We start from the raw sequence: 17,718 nt of genomic DNA, 5'->3' as shown, positions 1-17,718 counted from the left end.
CACCTACCAGGCCCAGCCGATGCGCGTCCTCTTCCGCTCGGGTGCCGTCCCGGACGCGGTGCCCGACGAGGTCGCGCTTCTCGGCCTGCGCCGCGTCCTCGTGCTGTGCGACGACCATGGCCTGGACAGGGCCCGTGCCGTCACCGCGTCTCTCGGCGACGCCTGCGCCGGGCTGCACGCGGGGGCGGTGACGCACGTCCCGGTGGAGGTCGCCGACCTGGCCGTCGAAGCGGCTCGCGAAGCCCGGGCCGACGGCTGCGCGGCGGTCGGCGGCGGCTCCGTGACCGGCCTGGCCAAGGCCGTCGCGCTCAGGACCGACCTGCCCATCGTCGCCGTCCCGACGACGTACGCCGGATCGGAGATGACACCCGTCCGGGGCCTGACCGAGGGCGCGGTCAAACGCGCCGGGCGCGACCCGAAGGTGTTGCCGCGCAGCGTCGTGCACGACCCGCTGCTCACGCTCACCATGCCGCCCGTGGGGTCCGCGACGAGCGGCATGAACGCGATCGCGCACGCCGTCGAGGCTCTGTACGCCCCGGACTCCACTCCGATCGTCTCCCTCATGGCGGAGGAGGGTGTGCGGGCGATGGCCGCGGCCCTTCCCGAGATCGTCGCCGACCCCTCGGGGCATGACGCGCGCAGCCGCGCGCTGTACCGGGCGCGGCTGTGCGGTGCCTGTCTCGGCGCCACCACCATGGGGCTGCACCACAACCTCTGCCATGTGCCCGGCGGCACCTTCGACCTGCCGCACGCCGAGACACACGCCGTCGTCCTGCCCCATGTGCCGGCCTTCAACGCGCCGGCGGTTCCCGAGGCACTGGCGGCGCTTCCGCCGGGCGCTCGATGTCCCGGATCCGGAACGGGAGTTGCACGAGCTGGGCGAACGGCCGGGCATCCCGCGATCGCTCGCCGACCTGGACCTGACCACCACCGACATCGACCGGCCCGTCAAGGTCGCGGTCACGGCACCATACGGCAACCCTCGCGAGGCGTCCGCAGACGATCTGCGGGCCATCCTGCAGATGGCGTACACCGGCGGCCTGCCGGCGCCTGAAAGCACTCCTTCCGCATACAGCGCACCGGTGACTCGGCAGCGGAGGCGACATGGCACATCGCAACAGAACGAATGGACTCGACATTCCCGACACGGCGTTGCCCGTTCTCATCCTCGACCAGGCCTCTGGAGCCGGTGGCACCTCGGAGCCGACCAACCGCCCAGATACCGACCTCGATGGGCTGCTCACCGCGGTACGGGACCTTCCTGGTGCGCGATCCCGCACCGAGCTGTGCATACGCACGGTGTACGCGGCGCGCAGCCTGGTGGACGCCGACGCCGCCGTCTGGGCGGAGACCGCCGACGGCATACCGTGCGTACGCGCCTCCGTCGGTTTGGTGGATCCACAGAGCTTTGCCGAATCCGCCCACGACGCGATGACCGAGAGGATGGCTGACAGCCTTGTCGCGCCGATCAGTGAGGGCGCCACGACGGCGCGGATACTCGTGCTGAGCCGCACACCCGGCATGTTCACCACCGCGCACGGCTCGTTGCTCGCTGAGCTCGCGCGGATGGTCGGCGCGTTCGCGCCCGTGGTCGGTGAGCTCGAGAATCTCCGGCGCGACGCCGCTCTGCTGGACGGCGCGATACAGGCCGTAGCGACCGGATCAGGCATCGACGAAGTGGCGCGACAGGCCTCCGTCGCGCTCGGCACCGAGGTCCGGGCGGAATTCGTGTCTTCGGGTCCCGCCAGCCCGGCCGCCGCCTCGTCGCCGGCCGGGCACCCCGCCGACGACGACACGTGCCGCCCCGTTCCCCATAGCCGGCTCGCGCTGCGCGCGGCGGCGCGTGGCGGCGCGCACGGGACGGTCCTGGGACGCCTCGCCGACCTGCTCGGCGTCTCGATCGCCGCCAGGCGGACGGAGTTCGACCTGGAGCTCCGCATGAACGGCCGTTTCCTCGAAACACTCGTCAGCGGCCTCAGCGACCAGCTGGAATCCGCCACGGAGCGGGCCAGGTTGCTGGGGATCGATCTCAAGGCCCCGCACGCCCTGGTGACGTTGGGAGGCGACACCCCCGCCGAACGTTCGATGCTCGACCGCGTAGCCGGCGGGCTCCGCGCCCTGTCGCCGCAAAGCCTGCTGAGCACCTTCCGGGGATGCGTCATCATCCTGTGGCCGATGGCCGCGGACGGCACCGGCGAGGATCTGCGCGGCGCAGTGTCGCGGCTGCTGGACGCGGCCGTACCGTCCGGGCTCTTCGCCGGGATCAGCAGGGTCTGCCATACGCCCGAGGCCTATCGGGACGCGCTGCGAGAGAGCATGTTCGCGATGCACGTGGCACGGCACACTCCCGGCACGTCGCGGGTGATGGTCGCCCAGGAGCTCGGCGTGTTCCAGATCGCGGCGTACATCGTGGGCTCCGGTGCCGAACGGGAGGCCGTCGAGCGGACGCTGGGACGCCTGCTGGACGCCGACCGGCGCCTGAAGTCCGATCTGGTCAATACCCTGCGCGCCTACCTCGTCAACGAGCGCCGCGCTGCCCACACCGCCCGGGCGCTGTTCATCCATCCCAACACGCTGCGCTACCGGCTGGACCAGATCCGGGAGAATCTCGGCCTCGACCTCGACGACCCCGACGCCCGCTTCGAACTCCTGGCGGCACTGCAACTGGAGTCGATCCTGAGCTCATTGCGCTCCGACGGGGACAACAGCGCGTCCCGTCTCGGACGGCTGACGCGTCCCCCGAGGGAAGGTGGCTCCTTGGTCACCTGACGGGCTCGGCATGCGGGACACCGGTCGCGCGCCGGGCCATCCGGCGCGCGACCTCGCGAAGGCCGGGGCGGCAGGTGAGAAACCGGTCTCCGGACAGGCGACCGCGGCCACGGAGGCGAGGGGCTCCTTCGGAGGCACCCCGTCCACTCCAGGATGCGGGAACAACCGAGTGCCCGACAGCGGTATCAGCCCCACCATGTGCTGGTAGGCGATCGTCGAGCACATCTCGATGGCCGAGCGTACGTGGCACCCGACCGTCGCGGCGGCACCGTCACGCCGGTCTCCGCACACCCAGAAGTCGGACCACGCGTCGGGGGTGACCCAGGGATGGTCGAGGACTTCGGCGACGTCCACCGCGGCCGCCGAGGCCAGCGGATGCCCTTCCAGAGGCCGACGAAGGCGGGCTCGGTGAAAATCGGCACTCTGGTCATCCCTGGCACGTCGGTGTTGAGACGCGCCAGGGCGACGCCGTATTCGCCGGCCAGTACAGGGTCCAGGCCCCGGTGGAAGTCCGCGTCGTACACACGGATCGAGACGTTCGGATACCGCTGGCAGAAGGCTTCGATAACCGGATGGGTCAGTTCGGCCAGAGCGACGCCGTAGACGGCCACGCGCACCTCGTGCCGCAAACACCTGGCGGTGGTCATCCGGGCTCACCCTGGCCAGTGGGCCCGTGATGTGTGCGGCCGCCACGCGGAAGGACTGCTAGAACAGTCTGTCGTGTTGGGCAGCCGCTTCTGTCCGAACGGCGTCGGCAAATGCTTGGTCGAGTTCGGGTAGACCAGCCAGCAACCACGGATCCCGTCCAGGAGATCCTCCAGGAGGTCCTGCGCCAGGCGGTCTCTCGCCAGGAAACCGGGGCTAGGCTCCGGGGATCTCCGGGGGTTCGTTGGTCTGCATCCAGTGCAGACGCTGGCGAAGAAAATCGAGCTGCTCGTCGGGATGGGTGAGAATGAAGAACCGGTCTTCCCGGACGGCTTGGATGACCTGTTCGGCGACTTCACTCGGCTCCTTGGCGCCGGCCATGGAACTCCGTACCGACTTTTGCACCGCGGCCCGAAGGGGGTTGGTCTCGGTGTCGGGAACGTCGGCGGGGGCATGGCGCTGCGCCCATGGCAACTCGCTCTTGACGAACCCCGGCACAAGAAGGGACATCCCGACCTTCGATCCCTGGAGTCTCAGCTCGGCGGCCAGGTACTCGCTGAGCGACAGCACGGCGAATTTGGACACCGAATAGGGAGCGAACGTGGGCATCACGGCGTTCAGCGCCGCGGAGGAGGCGACGTTGATCAGGTGTGCCTCCTCCTGCTCGGCGAGCAAGGGGAGGAAGACGCGGCAGCCGTGCAGGGTGCCCCAGAAGTTGACGTCCATCACCCACTTCCAGCCCTCGATCGGGGCCTCCAGGAACACAGTCCCCCACTCCACGCCGGCGTTGTTGCACACCAGGTGAACGGCACCGTAGGTGTCGATCGTGTGCCTGGCCAGCGACTGAACCGCGGACTCGTCACGGACGTCGGTCCGGTGGACGCTCGCCTCACCGCCGGCGGCGGCGATCAGCCGCCTGGTCTCCTCCATGCCGGGTTCGTCGATGTCGGCGAGGACGACCTTCATGCCCTCGCCCGCGAACCCGAGAGCCAGTCCGCGTCCGATGCCGCTTCCGGCGCCGGTGACCACGGCGATCCTGCCGTTCAGCTCTCTCATTTGCACTCTCCCTGAGCCGTCTGCGAAGCGTTCGATGCCAGCGGCGACGAGCCGTGCATCACAGCCCCCGCTCGCCACGAAGGCGGCTGGGCCAGATTCCGGACTTGCCCGGCGACAGGATGCCGTTCGGATCCAGCGCGTCCTTGATCTTCTCGGTCGTCCGCAGCAGCGCGTGGTCGTTGAACCCGAACTGCTCGGCGACCATGTCCATCGTCGAGACGTGTGTCCGGTACTCGCCGTATCCGAGTGCCGTAGCCTCGAGCACCATCGTGCGGTAGATCTCGAAGACCGCCTCGGCGGCTCCGCGATCGTCGCGGGGAAAGGCGATGAGGCCCAGATTCGTGATGTACCGGCCGTGGACCACGAGCGACTGCCCTCCCGGCAACCCCGTCGCACGCATGTGCCTGCGGAAGAGTTCGGTGATCGCCCGGGCGTGGGCGCCGGTGTTCGGGACGATCGAGGAGAAGACGGTGTGCCCCAGCGGGAGGTTCGGGTCGTCCAGGCCGATCTCGTCGATCATGTCCTGGTTGGGCACCCCGGCGTGCACCTTGTCGGTCTGCGATGCCTCCTGCGGCGGCTGACCGTGGTACCGGTTCTCGGACACCGTCGCGCCGTCGATCGCCGCGAAGGCGTCCCGGATGGTCGCGATCTTGAGGTCGACTTCAGCTTCGCGGCCGTAGAGCGCGAAACGGAGCGTCCACGGGCCCGATACCCAGTCGGCACGAGGCAGCGGTGAGAAGATGCCCGGCTGACCGGTGATCGTCCCATCGAGCACCAGCGGCCGGAGTATGTCCACGAGAGCCTCAAGATCACCATCGTCGATGACAGAGACGAGACAGGAGGAGTAGACCTGCGGCCTGGGCATCAGCCAGATGCCGACCTTGGTGACGATGCCGAAGTTCGACTGCATGAACAGGCCGTCGAACGTGGGCCCGAAACCGCGCTTGGACAGATGCCGGCTCGGGCTGCCCTCCATGGCGCCCATGCCGGTCCGCACGATCGTTCCGTCGGCGAGCACGACCTCCATGCCACAGACGCTCGCCGCACGGTCGCCGTTGGGGGCGTACCCGATCCCGTGGTCGACGGCATTGCCCAGGACGCTGCCCCAGCCGAGGTCCGGCACCGCCGCCCACAGGCGATGGCCGTGCCTGCCGAGTTCCTCGTACAGGTCGTAGAACGAGACGCCCGGCTCGACGACGGCGTACGCCAGTTCCTCGTTCACCTCGGCCACCTTGTTCATGCGGCCGAGGTGCACCAAGACCGACCCGGGATGGGCGACCGCCGAGCCTCCGTAGCCGTTGTTCTTGCCCCGCGATACCGTCCACAGGGCCAGCCGGTGCTCGTTGGCAATCCGGACGACGGCCTGGACCTCCTCGAGCGAGGCCGGTTGCACCACCAACGCGGGCTGCGGATTCGCCCACTCCGGAGGGGCATAAGGATCACCGAACTCGCGCAGCGAGGCCGCGTCTGTCAGTACGGCGTCCTCTCCAAGGGCGGATGTGAACTCTTTGACGGCCGCGCCGAACTCCGCGGCGGACGCGGCCCCTTCCGGATGCATGGCACCTTGTGACATGGCATTCACCAGCCCTTTCGCGATGGAGATCCACATTTCCCGGCGCATCTGCGGGTCATCGGTCTCGGTCGCTCTCATGGTTGGCGCGCCAAGTGGATGTGACATCGGTGGCCTCGCACAGAGTTCCTCGCGGATGTCGTGCCCTTGCTCCAATGGCAGCGATTCCCAGCCGTCCTCCGCGTGGACGGTCAACGAGATGTACGCCGAGACGTACTCCAGCGGCCGGGTGTTCTGCGCGGGCGACGCCTGCCACCGGCACCCACCGTCCAACGGGCTGGGCTCCAACACCTCCATCCAGGACTCCTACAACCTGGCGTGGAAGCCGAAGCTCCTCCCGGACGGCACCGCGTCCCCGTCCCTGCGCCGCAGACCCCCGAGCAGCTGTGGGCCAACATCGCCGCCCGCAAGGACGCCACTACGCAGGCCGAGGAGCAGCGGGCGCGGCTGCGGGAGGCGATCGCCTTCAAGGCATACGAATTCGACGCCCACGGCGTGGAACTCAACCAGCGCTGCACCTCCGCCGCGATCGTCGCATGACGCGCGCAGCCGCGCGCTGTACGGGGCGCGGCTGTGCGGCACCTGTCTCGGCGCCACCACCATGGGGCTGCACCACAAGCTCTGCCATGTGCCCGGCGGCACCTTCGACCTGCCGCACGCCGAGACACACGCCGTCGTCCTGCCCCATGTGCCGGCCTTCAACGCGCCGGCGGTTCCCGAGGCACTGGCGGCGCTGCGCCGGGCGCTCGATGTCCCGGATCCGGAACGGGAGTTGCACGAGCTGGGCGAACAGCCGGGCATCCCGCGATCGCTCGCCGACCTGGACCTGACCACCGCCGACATCGACCGGCCCGTCAAGTTCGCGGTCACGGCACCATACGGCAACCCTCGCGAGGCGTCCGCAGACGACCTGCGGGCCGTCCCGCACGCGGCCTGGGCGGGCGAGCCCCGGTACGGCGGCTGACCCCTCCTACCGGGAGATCTCGGCGTACGGAACGCCGGTCGCGCGTCGGGCCACCCGGCGTGCGAGCTCGGCGAACGCCGGGGCGGCGGGCGAGTGACCCGCCTCCGGAAAGGCGACGGCGGCCACCAAGCCGAGGGGCTCCTTAGGAGCGACGTTCTCCACCCCCGGGTGCGGGAACATACGGGTGGCCGACAGCGGCATGAGTCCCACCATGTGCTGATAGGCGATCTTCAAGGACACGTCCAGGGCCGAGCGGGCGTGGGAGCCGACCGTCGGGGCGTCGTCCCCGTTTCGTCCGCCCACCCAGAAGTCGAGGCCCGGCGCGGGGGTGACCCAGGGCTGATCGAAGACCTCCGTCACGTCCACCGCTGCTGCCCCAGCCAGCGGATGCCCCTTCCACAGCGCGAGGGAAAGGGGCTCGGTGAAGATCGGTACGCGTGTCAGGCCCGGCATGTCGACGTTCAGGGGCACCAGCGCCACGTCGTACTCCTCGGCCAGCAGCGGGGCGAGCCCCTGGTGGAAGTCCACTTCGTGCACCCGGATCGTGGCTCTGGGATACCGCTCGCTGAACGCCTCGATGACGGGATGCGTCAGCTCCGCGAGAGCCACCCCGTAGAGCGCGACCCGCACCTCGTCCCGTCGCCTGGCCCTGATGGCGTCCGCGGCCGCGGCGAGTTGGTCGGCATCGGCCAGCACCTCGCCCGCCCGTTCGAGCAGTTCCGCGCCTTCGGCGGTGAGCACCACATGCCGTTTGTCGCGGTCGAACAGCTGGACGCCCAGCTCACGCTCGAGGGCGGCGATCGAGCGCGTCAGCGCGGGCTGGGTGAGGTGCAGACGCTCGGCGGCGACCCGGTAGTTCAAGGTCTCGGCGAGCGCCGAGAAGTGGCGCAGGCTCCGGAGTTCCACTCCGCCCTCCAGAAAGGCGAGGTCCACGGCGCTGTGGTCCGCGCCAGGTTACAGCGCGCTTCCCCGCACGTCACCAGGCAGAAATGTGCGGCATTCCCGTCACCCCCTTCGACCTGCTGTGATGCACGGCACTCATCAAGCCCACGGATACCGGCATTGGACGGTCCTTCGCCGCGCTGCCAACACTCCCTTCAGGCCGACCCAGAACAGCAGCGGATGGGGTGCGAATTGTCCGAGACAACCCAGGCAGCCGAGAAAATCATCGAGATTCCGCAGCCGGAGCCGGATCTGACACCGGAGGAACTGGTGCGCCGGGCCGCCGACATGAGGGGCTGGCTACGTGATCACCAGGACGAGACCGAACAGCGGACCGGTATCCCCGAGGACACGCACAAGGCGTTCCTGAAGGCGGGTTTCTACCGGTCCCTCCAGCCACGCCGCTTCGGCGGTTACGAGTTCGACCTGCGGACCTACTCCCGGATGGTCACCGAGCTGGCCCGCGGCTGCCCGTCCAGCGGCTGGAACCTGTGTCTGGCCGCCTCCCACAGCCTGGTGGTGGCCGGCCGCTTCCCCGCGAGCACCCAGCGCGAAGTGTTCGGGCCGGACGGTGACTTCCGGGCCCCGCTGCCGATGGCCCCGAGCGCCACCGCGACGAGGACCCCCGACGGGTACCTGGTCAGCGGCCGCTGGGACTACGCCTCCGGAGTCAACGTCTCCACGCACTTCCTGGGTGGCGTGCTCATCTTCGACGAAGAGGGTGCACCGCCCGTGCCCGGCATGGTGCTTGTGCCCTCCGGCTGGCGGATGCTCGACAACTGGGGCGAGATCCTGGGCTTCCGCGGCAGCGGCTCCAACAGCGTCGTGGCCGAGGACGTCCTCGTACCGTACGAGTACGTGTCCAGGACCCACCTCGCGGCAAGCGACGTCACCGACGGGCCGGGGGTGGAACTGCACGGCAACCCGCTGTACGCGGGCCGGCTGATGACGTTCTTCAACATCCAGCTGTGTTCGATCATGGCGGGCACCGCCTGGGCCGCAGTCGACGAGTACCGGCGGATCATCACCACCAAGAACACCACGCTGCCGCCCTTCAAGCCACGCAGCCACGATCCGGAACATCAGCGCAACCTCGGCCTGGCCATGGCCCTGGCCGACAGCGCGCAGCGAATCATCCTGTCGGTCGCCGACGACTACCTCGCGTACGCCGCCCGGGGCCTGGCGGGGGGCGAGCCCTTCTCCGAACTGGACGACCAGGCCCTCTCCGTCACGGCCCGGCAGTCCGGCCAACTCGCCTGTCAGGCCGTCGAGATGCTGGCCTCGGCCAGTGGCTCCAGCGCGCTGGCGAACGGCCAGCGCATGCAGCGGTACCTGCGCGACGTCGCCACGTACAGGACCCACATCAACGCGCAGCACGGTTCGTGGGCTACGGCCTACGCCCGTTCTCTGCTCGGCGTGGAGACCCCGGCGTGAACCGCTCGACGCCCGCCGCGACGGCGCCCGGCGGCGGCCCGGCGGACGACCCCGGCCGGTACCGGCACGTGCTCGGCCACTACCCGACGGGTGTCACGGTGGTCACCGCGAAGGAGCCCGACGGCACCCCGGTCGGCATGGTGATCGGCTCCTTCACCTCGGTGTCCCTGGACCCTCCGCTCGTCGCGTTCTTCCCCGGCTGCTCCTCCACGACCTGGCCGAGGATCATGGCCGGCGGCGCCTTCTGCGTGAACGTCCTGGCCGCCGGTCAGGAGGGCCTGTGCCGGGATGTCAGCGCCAAGGCACCCGACGTCTTCGACCGCCACCCGTGGCGCGGCGCGGCCTCGGGCAGCCCCGTCCTGGCGGGCGTCGCCGCCTGGATCGACTGCGACATCGCCGACGTGTGGACCCTCGGCGACCACTACTTCGTCCTCGGCCGCGTCCGGGAACTCGGAGTGGAGAAGACCGGCGTCTCCCCGCTGGTCTTCTCCCGGGGGCGGCTGGCCCCGTTGCCGCCCCGCCGGGACCACGACGACTCGGCCGACTACACCTGGCCCGACTGGCTCTGAGAGCCCTGAGAGAAGGGAGACGCACCATGCGCAATCAGGGGCTCGGCTCGTGGCCCGCGCGGCGCGCCCGCATGGCACCCGAGGCCACCGCCGTCGTGCACGACGGCGGATCCCTGTCCTACGGAGAGCTGGCCGGGCGCGTGACGCGGCTCGCGCACGCCCTGCGCGCCCTGGGGGTCGGACACGGCGACCGGGTGGCCTACCTCGGCGCGAACCATCCGGCCCTGGTGGAGACCCTGTTCGCCGCGAATGCGCTGGGGGCCGTCTTCGTCCCGCTCAACACCCGCCTCGCGGCACCCGAGTTGGCCTTCATTCTCGGCGACTCGGGAGCGTCGGCGCTGGTGTTCGCGGCCGAACTCACCGACATCGTCGACGCGTTCAGGGACGGCGTCGACGTGAAGCGCTACGTCGAGGTGGGGACGGCGTACGAGGAACTGCTCGCGAGCGCGCCGGACGACGCCCTGGACGAGACGGTCGCCCTCGACGAGGTGTGCATGATCCAGTACACCTCGGGCACCAGCGGCCGTCCCAAGGGGGTCATGCTCACCCACGCCAACATCGCCTGGAACTGCTTCAACATGCTGCTGGACGTGGACATCGCCTCCGACGACGTGGCTCTGGTGGTGGCACCGATGTTCCACACCGCCGCCCTCAACGCCGTCTTCCTGCCGGGCTTCCTCAAAGGAGGGACGTCGGTGCTGATGCGCGGCTTCGATCCGGAACGGGTGCTCGACGTCATCGCCGAGCACCGGGTGACGAGGATGTTCGGTGTACCCGCGATGTACCAGGCCATGGCCCGGTCGTCGCGGTGGGCGACGGCCGACCTGTCGTCGGTCCGGATCCTGCAGTGCGCGGCGGCACCCGTACCCAAGGCCCTCATCCACACCTACCAGGACCGTGGCCTGACCTTCCTCCAGGCGTACGGCCTGACCGAGACCGCCCCCGCCGCGCTGGGCCTGCGCGCACAGGACGGCATCCGCAAGGCCGGCTCGGCCGGCACACCCTGCTTCTTCACCGACGTACGCGTGGTGCGGCCCGACCTCACCGATGTCGCGCCGGGCGAGGTCGGCGAGGTGATCATCGAGGGCCTCAACGTGATGAAGGGCTACTGGCAGTGGCCCGAAGCGACCAAGGACGCCTTCGTCGAAGGAAGTTGGTTCCGCTCCGGAGACGCGGCCACCGTCGACGAGGAGGGGTACGTCACGATCGTCGACCGGATCAAGGACATGTACATCTCCGGCGGGGAGAACGTCTACCCCGCAGAGGTCGAGCAACTCCTCTACCAGCATCCCGCGGTCGCCGAATGCGCGGTGATCGGCGTACCCGACGAACGATGGGGCGAGGTCGGCAGAGCGCTGATCGTGCCCCGCGCGGGCGCCGAGGTGTCGCCCGACGACATCATGGACTCCCTGTCCGGCCGACTCGCCAAGTACAAGCTCCCCAAGTCGGTCGTCCTAGTCGCCGCCCTGCCCCGCAACGCCACCGGCAAGATCCTCAAGGCCCGCCTGCGCAGCCAGTACGACTCAATGCCGACCCGCGGCGCCGAGGAGGCATGAGGCCTGCCGCCGCGAGACTCTGGACAGTGCAAGCCCCAGCACGGGCGCTCTCGTCCTTCCCAGCACGAATCCAGCACGGTTGAGATGAGCAGGGGTCTGCTACCCGATGGATCGTCGCTACTCGATGGCCGACCACCACCGCGCCGGCCTTGTCGTCGACGTGCTGAAAGCGAGCTGCGCGAGCGCTGGTTCACCCGGACGCTCGCACCGGACCACGTCGTTCACTGCTTCGTCGGCAGCCTCGCCAAACGACCCAGGACGTTCATGGTGCTCAGTCTCTTCTATCCTGCGGCGCGACATCGTCGCGACGGGCATTGTGTCCGGGGTAGCACGCCCAGGGGACCACGGAAGCACCGTATGCACAGGGGCCTCAACGACCGGCAGCAGGCCGGACCGCCGACCAGGCCGGTAGATCGTGGGGCAGGTAGCGCCACTGACAGCCCGTCCGGTTCTGGCAGAAGATCGCGTTCACGACCTCCCTCAGATCACAGGCCCCGGGGGCGCCGGTCGCCGACCAGGCCACCCGGTCCTGCTTCCAGGCCGTGATCACCGGCTCGGTCAACATCCACTGCTCGTCCGACAAGTCGCTGGGGATGGCTCTCGCTCCACGCCCCGCATCACAGCATGGACATGCCCAGTAAGTGGTCGACCTGGCGATCAGCACCACGATCGAGCGATCACGAACCGAGGAAGATCAGACTTGACGTCCACTCAGCACCGCAGCTCCCACTGCACCGACCGCGCCAATGTTCAAACTACAAGCCTCGGAGTCATGTCTCAGCTTCGGTCTCGACGAGATCAGCGGCGACGGCAGCTGGGAGCAGTGAGTACGTCCGATGGATGAGGAAGGCCGCCATGGGCAGTTCCGCGAACACCGCCAGGGCCGACGACAGCCAGATATCCGATGTGTTGATGGCGAGCGACACATCGAACCAGGCGTCGCAGATCAGCAGAACTCCGGTGGCCGTTGCGGAGACGGCGAGGACGCGAGGCCGCTGCCGCCAGCCGAAGTAGGCCGTGGATGCCATGGCCGCGATCAGCAGGATGTCGAACCCGACCCAAGCCGCCCGCCATTCATGCACGTGGTAGTCGGTCGGCAGGGTCACAGCCAGCAGGAAGGTCCAGGGGACAAGCCCGATGGCGCTGACGGTGAGCAGTTCAAGCGCGTGTCGTCGCTGCGTTTCGGGCATGTCGCGCAGGCTCATGGTGTCTCCATATGGTGTTGGGGGTGGGAGAACCGGATACGGCTGATCTTTGTATGTCTGAGGCGGCTCGAACGGAGGGGCCATCCAGCTCTCCGGGCCACCGTCTGACTGCTGATGCGAGAAGCTCATGTCCGCGGCTTCTCGTGCCGTCACAGCCGACGATGCAGGTCACGGGTGGCGGCGGCGCTCTCGTACGCCACCCCTGGACACCGGTTCGCCTCACGCGCCTTCGGTGCCCGCGAGGCGGCAGTCTTGAGAACGTTTTCGTCATCGACCGTGCTCAGCGCGGCCAGGTCTTGGGGGGATTGGCGGCATCGGGTCGTGTCATGCGCGTGTGGCGAGCAAGGGAACGACGGGCGTGGTGTTGGTTGGCGTTGGCACGTCAGGCGGCCGGCTTGGTGGCGGTGGTCGGCTTGGTGGCGAGCAGTGCGGTGATCTCTTGGGCCAGGTGTGGGCCGAGCCGACCCCAGCCGTCCGCGCAGTGGACGTCATCGTGTCGCGCCCAGCACTGGCCGACAGGCACAGCCAGTCCAGGCGTCCCGGACCCGCCGATCCAGCCATCCCGCCAGACCCCGGACCCGGGCCGCACCGGCCGAAAACCAGACACCCGCTCACGGAGACCGCCCACCCCCAGCCAAGAAAGGAGCACCCCCAACACACCGGGACCACCCCTCACCCAACACACCCCGGACCACCACCAGCAGAACACAAACCGGACACCGGAACATCCCCCATAATTACACATCCACGAGCAAGCAACGACAGGCATCCCCTGACTCCAGTGCTGTTGCTTTGGTGTCGTTGATGTTGCACCGGCGTCTGGCCCGTGAATACGACCACCGGTCCGACACCTCTGCCTCACGGGTCTACTGGGCCTCCATCGCGAACATGACCCGCCGCCTCACCACCCCGAGTCCGGCCCGGCGCGACACCCTCGAGCTGGCTGCGTGAACGTCCTCGAGCTCCTGGCAGACCTCCAGGCGCAGCACGAGAAGGCCACGGCCCGGGCCGGTGAACTACGCGACCAGATCGACCACTTGACCGCCGCCTCGGCCGTGATCGAAGCACGACCCACGGACCTGGCGACCACCCGGCAAGTCATCGCCGAACTCGCACCGACCCAAGAAGACTCCGAAGCGCCGGAGACGACCAGCATTTACCAGGCCATCGTGAACGCCTTCAACCAGCACCCCGCCCAGGAGCTCCGATCCCGTGAGCTGCACGAACTCCTCGGCATGAACATGCGCCATTCGTGCGTCAAGAAATCGCCATGGCCCGGCGCCGCCGACGCGCGGACCGCTGCCGAAGCCCCGGAAACCGCAGCTCAGGCACGCCCCCCACGTCCACCCGTTGCAACTCCCGGAACCAGGTCGTCGAACTGAGGGACAATTCCCCAAAACCGCAGGTCAGGAGCCCTTCGCGGCCGGTTCGAGGATCGCCACGCACTCCACGTGATGCGTCATCGGAAAGACGTCAGAGGGGGGAGGACCTGACATATTCGCAGGTCAGCCGCCATTTGTAGCCCCACCGAAGGACCCCACGGACGCCCGGAGCGTCAAACGAGCGTCACGGCCGAGGCATGAGCTGACCTCCGCCCAACGAGGCCCAGCCAGCGGCAGGCTCTCGCGCCGCCCCGCAGGCGTCGACCCACGTCCCCATGACTACGACCCATGGAAGGCCGTGGCGTGAGGAACCTACCGCTCCTCATGCCCTGCGATAGGCATCGATCCTCGCCAGCTGAGCGCAGGCTGGCAACTGCCACGACGAGCAGGCGACGACCACGGAGGGGTGTGGGACGGCATGCACGAGCCAGGCAGTACTCCGACGGAGATGGACCGGCTGCAAGGGCACGCTGAACGCGCCTTCGTCGAGGTGCAGAGGGCCGATACAAAAGCAACTGCGTTGTGCGGAATAGCCGGTGGTTTGCTGGCTGCGGGGGTTGCCGTGCTGTCGAGTGCACACGGCATGCCCCCAATCGGAGCCTTCTCCCGAGGGCCGCCGACTACAGGTTCTGGCCTGGCTGGCGGACAGGAAGCTGCGAGCGGCCCGCCTGGCAGTCGACTTTGCCCTAGCAGCACTCTTCATGGCTGAAATGTGTCTATTGAGCAACATTCTGGTTAGTTGAGACGATCACCTAAGTGTGTTGGGGCCGCACAACAGGGGGACGCGTGTATCAGCCGCATGCCACGGTGATCGGCGACACGTTATGGGCGCGTCTGAAGGCGCTCGCACCGCAGCGCGTCAGGCCCGCTCGGAGTGTGCTGCTACGACAGGGAGACCCAGCAACTCACGTGATCGTGCTGGAGTCCGGGTCAACGTTGATCACCCTGGCCGGGGCCTCCGGAGAAAGGACGCTTCTTGCCGTGCGCGGCGCCGGTGAGTTACCCGGCGAGCTGGCGGTGTTGGACTCCCAGCCGCGCACCGCCACGGTCATCGCCGCCGCCCTGTACCTGAGCTCTTCGAGCACCAGCCATCAGGACTTGGCCGCGGCCGGAAGGTCCATGTGACGCTCCGGTGCCGTCGGCACGCTGAGGACCATCGTGAGGCCGCCGCCGGGTGTGTCCTCCGCGCTCAGGGTGCCGCACATGGCCTCGACGAAGCCACGGGCCACGGCCAGGCCCAGTCCGACTCCAGCGCCGCGCGGGGAGTCGCCGTAGCGCTGGAAGGGTTCGAAGATGCGGTCCTTGGCCTCGTCGGGTACGCCTGGCCCACGGTCCACGACCCGGACCTCGACCCGTTCCGCGATGGCGCTCGCGGACACGAGGACTTTCTCCTCCGACGCGCTGTACTTGACCGCGTTCTCGACGACATTGGCGACGGCCCGCTCCAGCAGCCCCCGGTCCACGTGGACCATGGGCAGCGTCTCCGGGATGTCCAGCTCCACGCTGTCCTCGGGCACGCCGCCGAGGGCCATGGGGACGACTTCGTCGAGGTCGGTCTCGCGGATGATCGGGGTGACGGTGCCGGTCTGGAGCCGGGACATGTCGAGGAGGTTGCCCACGAGGTGGTCGAGGCGGTCCGCCCCCTCTTCTATGGCTTCGAGGAGCTCCGCCTGGTCGTCTTCGGACCATTCGACGTCGTCGGAGCGCAGGGAGGTGACCGCCGCTTTTATCCCGGCCAGCGGGGTGCGCAGGTCGTGGCTGACGGCTGCGAGCAGCGCGGTGCGGATGCGGTTGCCCTCGGCCAGTTCCTTGGCCTGGTCGGCCTTGTGCTGCAGGCGTTGGCGCTCCAGTACGACGGCGGCCTGGGCGGCGAAGGCGGCGAGCACACGGCGGTCGGCGGCCGGCAGGACCCGCCCCGTCAGTACCAGGGACATGTGGTCGCCGACCGGTACGTCGACGTCCGCATCGTCGGGGTCCTGGCAGGGCCGGGGGCCGACGCTGCCCGCACAGGTCCACGGATCCGTCTCGCCGGCCCGCTCCAGCAACGCCGCGGACTCCATGCCGAACGTCTCGCGCACCCGCTCCAGCAGCTCCTCCAGGCTGGTCTCGCCGCGCAGCACGTTGCCCGCGAGGTAGGACAGGATCTCGGACTCGGCGCGCAGCCGGGCCGCCTGGTCGGTGCGCCGGGCGGCCAGGTCCACCACGGAGGCCACGGACACGGCGACCCCGATGAAGATCGCGATGGCGACGATGTTCTCGGGGTCGGCGATCGTGAGGGTGTGGACGGGTGGGGTGAAGTACCAGTTGAGCAGCAGGGAACCCACGACCGCGGAGGCGAGCGCCGGGTAGAGCCCGCCGAGGAGAGCCGCTGCCACCGTCAGGGTGAGGAACAACAGCATGTCGTTGGCGAGTCCGACGTGCGGGATCGCGCTGGTCAGCAGGAAGGTGAACAGGACCGGGCCGAGCACGCCGACGAGCCAGCCCCAGATGAGCCGGGACCGGCCGAGTCGCGCTCCCTTGGCGACGGGCAGTCCGCGGCCCTTGCCTGCCTCGTCGTGCGTGATGAGGTGGACGTCGAGATCCGGGCCGGAGTCCCGGGCGACGGTGGCGCCGACACCCGGCCCGAAGGCGTACTGCCAGCTCTTGCGCCGGGAGACGCCGAGCACGATCTGAGTGGCGTTGACCCCGCGGGCGAAGTCCAGCAGAGCCACCGGGATGTCGTCGCCGACGACTTGGTGGAAGGTGCCGCCGAGGTCCTCAACCAGGGCCCTCTGCACCGCCAGTTCCTTCGGCGAGGCGGCGGTGAGGCCGTCGCTGCGGGAGATGTACAGGGCCAGGACCTCGCCGCCGGCGCCCTTCTCCGCGAGCCGCGCGGCCCGGCGGATCAGCGTGCGCCCCTCGGGCCCGCCGGTCAGGCCGACGACGATCCTCTCGCGCGAGCCCCAGATGGTCGAGACGTTGTGCGCGCTGCGGTACTCGGTCAGGTAGGCGTCGACCCGGTCGGCCACCCACAGCAGCGCCAGCTCGCGCAGGGCTGTCAGGTTCCCGGGGCGGAAGTAGTTGGACAGGGCCGCGTCGACCTTGTCCGGCTTGTAGATGTTGCCGTGCGCCATACGGCGGCGCAGCGCCTCCGGCGCCATGTCGACCAGCTCGATCTGGTCCGCGCGCCGTACGACCTCGTCCGGCACGGTCTCCTGCTGGCGGATGCCGGTGATGGACTCGACGACGTCGCTGAGCGACTCCAGATGCTGGATGTTGACGGTGGAGACGACGTCGATGCCGGCCGCGAGCAGTTCCTCCACGTCCTGCCAGCGCTTGGCGTTGCGGGAGCCGGGGATGTTGGTGTGCGGCAGTTCGTCGACCATCGCCACCTGGGGGCGCCGGGCCAGGACGGCGTCGATGTCCATCTCGGTGAAGGTGGTGCCCCGGTACTCCAGTTCCTTGCGCGGTACCTCTTCCAGTCCGTGCAGCATCACCTCGGTACGCGGCCGGCCATGGTGCTCCACGAAGGCCACCACGCAGTCGGTGCCCCGCTCGAGGCGGCGGTGCGCCTCGGAGAGCATCGCGTAGGTCTTGCCGACGCCCGGTGCCGCGCCGAGGTAGATCCGGAAGCTTCCGCGTGCCAT

The 17,718-nt window shown here is 69.0% G+C and carries 15 protein-coding genes and 3 pseudogenes; 10 read left to right on the top strand and 8 right to left on the bottom strand.

Annotated elements, in window-relative coordinates:
- Positions 1 to 19: 19 nt before the first annotated feature.
- Together ACFY1U_RS44045 and ACFY1U_RS44040 are read left to right on the top strand one after the other, a co-directional pair.
- Positions 20 to 1,046: pseudogene (locus ACFY1U_RS44045) on the top strand (maleylacetate reductase); the annotation flags it as partial.
- Between the two features lie 385 nt (positions 1,047 to 1,431).
- On the top strand, positions 1,432 to 2,769 hold the full coding sequence (locus ACFY1U_RS44040; RefSeq protein ID WP_390699715.1) for a PucR family transcriptional regulator: 1,338 nt from the start codon (positions 1,432 to 1,434) through the stop codon (positions 2,767 to 2,769).
- Positions 2,770 to 2,954: 185 nt separating this feature from the next.
- On the opposite strand, the gene ACFY1U_RS44035 is transcribed toward ACFY1U_RS44040, so the two are convergent.
- The 3 genes from ACFY1U_RS44035 to ACFY1U_RS44025 all read right to left on the bottom strand — a co-directional run bounded on the left by ACFY1U_RS44035 (position 2,955) and on the right by ACFY1U_RS44025 (position 6,028).
- Positions 2,955 to 3,416, bottom strand: coding sequence for a LysR family transcriptional regulator substrate-binding protein (locus ACFY1U_RS44035; RefSeq protein WP_390699714.1), 462 nt, complete (start codon positions 3,414 to 3,416; stop codon positions 2,955 to 2,957).
- A gap of 214 nt (positions 3,417 to 3,630) precedes the next feature.
- Positions 3,631 to 4,470 carry an SDR family NAD(P)-dependent oxidoreductase gene (locus ACFY1U_RS44030; protein ID WP_390699713.1) on the bottom strand — a complete coding sequence of 280 codons (840 nt, stop codon included), beginning with the start codon at positions 4,468 to 4,470 and terminating at the stop codon, positions 3,631 to 3,633.
- Between the two features lie 58 nt (positions 4,471 to 4,528).
- On the bottom strand, positions 4,529 to 6,028 hold the full coding sequence (locus ACFY1U_RS44025; RefSeq protein WP_390699712.1) for an FAD-binding oxidoreductase: 1,500 nt from the start codon (positions 6,026 to 6,028) through the stop codon (positions 4,529 to 4,531).
- A gap of 187 nt (positions 6,029 to 6,215) precedes the next feature.
- On the opposite strand from ACFY1U_RS44025, the pseudogene ACFY1U_RS44020 reads away from it, so the two are divergent.
- A pseudogene (locus tag ACFY1U_RS44020) lies at positions 6,216 to 6,574 on the top strand (FAD-dependent monooxygenase); the annotation flags it as partial.
- A 22-nt stretch (positions 6,575 to 6,596) separates the two neighbouring features.
- Positions 6,597 to 7,004 carry an iron-containing alcohol dehydrogenase gene (locus ACFY1U_RS44015; RefSeq protein WP_390699738.1) on the top strand — a complete coding sequence of 136 codons (408 nt, stop codon included), beginning with the start codon at positions 6,597 to 6,599 and terminating at the stop codon, positions 7,002 to 7,004.
- A gap of 6 nt (positions 7,005 to 7,010) precedes the next feature.
- Here the strand turns inward: ACFY1U_RS44015 and ACFY1U_RS44010 are convergent, their stop codons facing one another.
- A complete protein-coding gene (locus tag ACFY1U_RS44010) occupies positions 7,011 to 7,937 on the bottom strand; it encodes a LysR family transcriptional regulator (RefSeq protein ID WP_390699711.1) in 927 nt (308 codons plus the stop codon).
- 201 nt (positions 7,938 to 8,138) lie between these two features.
- Between ACFY1U_RS44010 and ACFY1U_RS44005 the strand changes: the two genes are divergently transcribed.
- The 3 genes from ACFY1U_RS44005 to ACFY1U_RS43995 are packed head-to-tail and all read left to right on the top strand — an operon-like array spanning position 8,139 to position 11,505.
- Entirely contained in the window at positions 8,139 to 9,380 is a 1,242-nt protein-coding gene (locus ACFY1U_RS44005; protein ID WP_390699710.1) for an acyl-CoA dehydrogenase family protein, read from the top strand.
- The gene (locus ACFY1U_RS44000) at positions 9,377 to 9,949 is read left to right on the top strand and encodes a flavin reductase family protein (protein WP_390699709.1); all 573 of its coding nucleotides are present in this window, start codon (positions 9,377 to 9,379) and stop codon (positions 9,947 to 9,949) included. Before ACFY1U_RS44005 ends, ACFY1U_RS44000 begins: the two co-directional genes overlap by 4 nt.
- A gap of 26 nt (positions 9,950 to 9,975) precedes the next feature.
- Positions 9,976 to 11,505, top strand: a complete 1,530-nt coding sequence (locus ACFY1U_RS43995) for a long-chain fatty acid--CoA ligase (RefSeq protein WP_390699708.1) — start codon at positions 9,976 to 9,978, stop codon at positions 11,503 to 11,505.
- A 391-nt stretch (positions 11,506 to 11,896) separates the two neighbouring features.
- Here the strand turns inward: ACFY1U_RS43995 and ACFY1U_RS43990 are convergent.
- From ACFY1U_RS43990 to ACFY1U_RS43980, 3 genes and pseudogenes are all read right to left on the bottom strand, one after another.
- Positions 11,897 to 12,070: pseudogene (locus ACFY1U_RS43990) on the bottom strand (transposase); the annotation flags it as partial.
- 205 nt (positions 12,071 to 12,275) lie between these two features.
- Positions 12,276 to 12,710, bottom strand: coding sequence for a hypothetical protein (locus tag ACFY1U_RS43985; RefSeq protein WP_390699707.1), 435 nt, complete (start codon positions 12,708 to 12,710; stop codon positions 12,276 to 12,278).
- A gap of 382 nt (positions 12,711 to 13,092) precedes the next feature.
- On the bottom strand, positions 13,093 to 13,233 hold the full coding sequence (locus ACFY1U_RS43980) for a hypothetical protein (protein ID WP_390699706.1): 141 nt from the start codon (positions 13,231 to 13,233) through the stop codon (positions 13,093 to 13,095).
- 281 nt (positions 13,234 to 13,514) lie between these two features.
- Here ACFY1U_RS43980 and ACFY1U_RS43975 point away from each other — a divergent pair, with 281 nt between their 5' ends.
- From ACFY1U_RS43975 to ACFY1U_RS43965, 3 genes are all read left to right on the top strand, one after another.
- Entirely contained in the window at positions 13,515 to 13,661 is a 147-nt protein-coding gene (locus tag ACFY1U_RS43975) for a hypothetical protein (protein ID WP_390699705.1), read from the top strand.
- Positions 13,658 to 14,092, top strand: coding sequence for a hypothetical protein (locus tag ACFY1U_RS43970; protein ID WP_390699704.1), 435 nt, complete (start codon positions 13,658 to 13,660; stop codon positions 14,090 to 14,092). The genes ACFY1U_RS43975 and ACFY1U_RS43970 overlap by 4 nt, the downstream gene beginning before the upstream one ends.
- Before the next feature lie 786 nt (positions 14,093 to 14,878).
- On the top strand, positions 14,879 to 15,217 hold the full coding sequence (locus ACFY1U_RS43965) for a cyclic nucleotide-binding domain-containing protein (protein ID WP_390699703.1): 339 nt from the start codon (positions 14,879 to 14,881) through the stop codon (positions 15,215 to 15,217).
- On the opposite strand, the gene ACFY1U_RS43960 is transcribed toward ACFY1U_RS43965, so the two are convergent.
- Positions 15,184 to 17,718: an ATP-binding protein gene (locus ACFY1U_RS43960; RefSeq protein ID WP_390699702.1), complete on the bottom strand. Its 2,535-nt coding sequence runs from the start codon at positions 17,716 to 17,718 to the stop codon at positions 15,184 to 15,186. The two genes, ACFY1U_RS43965 and ACFY1U_RS43960, sit on opposite strands and share 34 nt — an antisense overlap.

This window comes from Streptomyces sp. NPDC001351 (assembly GCF_042896045.1).
In the GTDB taxonomy this organism is placed as follows: domain Bacteria; phylum Actinomycetota; class Actinomycetes; order Streptomycetales; family Streptomycetaceae; genus Streptomyces.
Note: the sequence above shows the minus strand (reverse complement) of the source record. Positions and strands in the feature narration are given on the sequence as shown.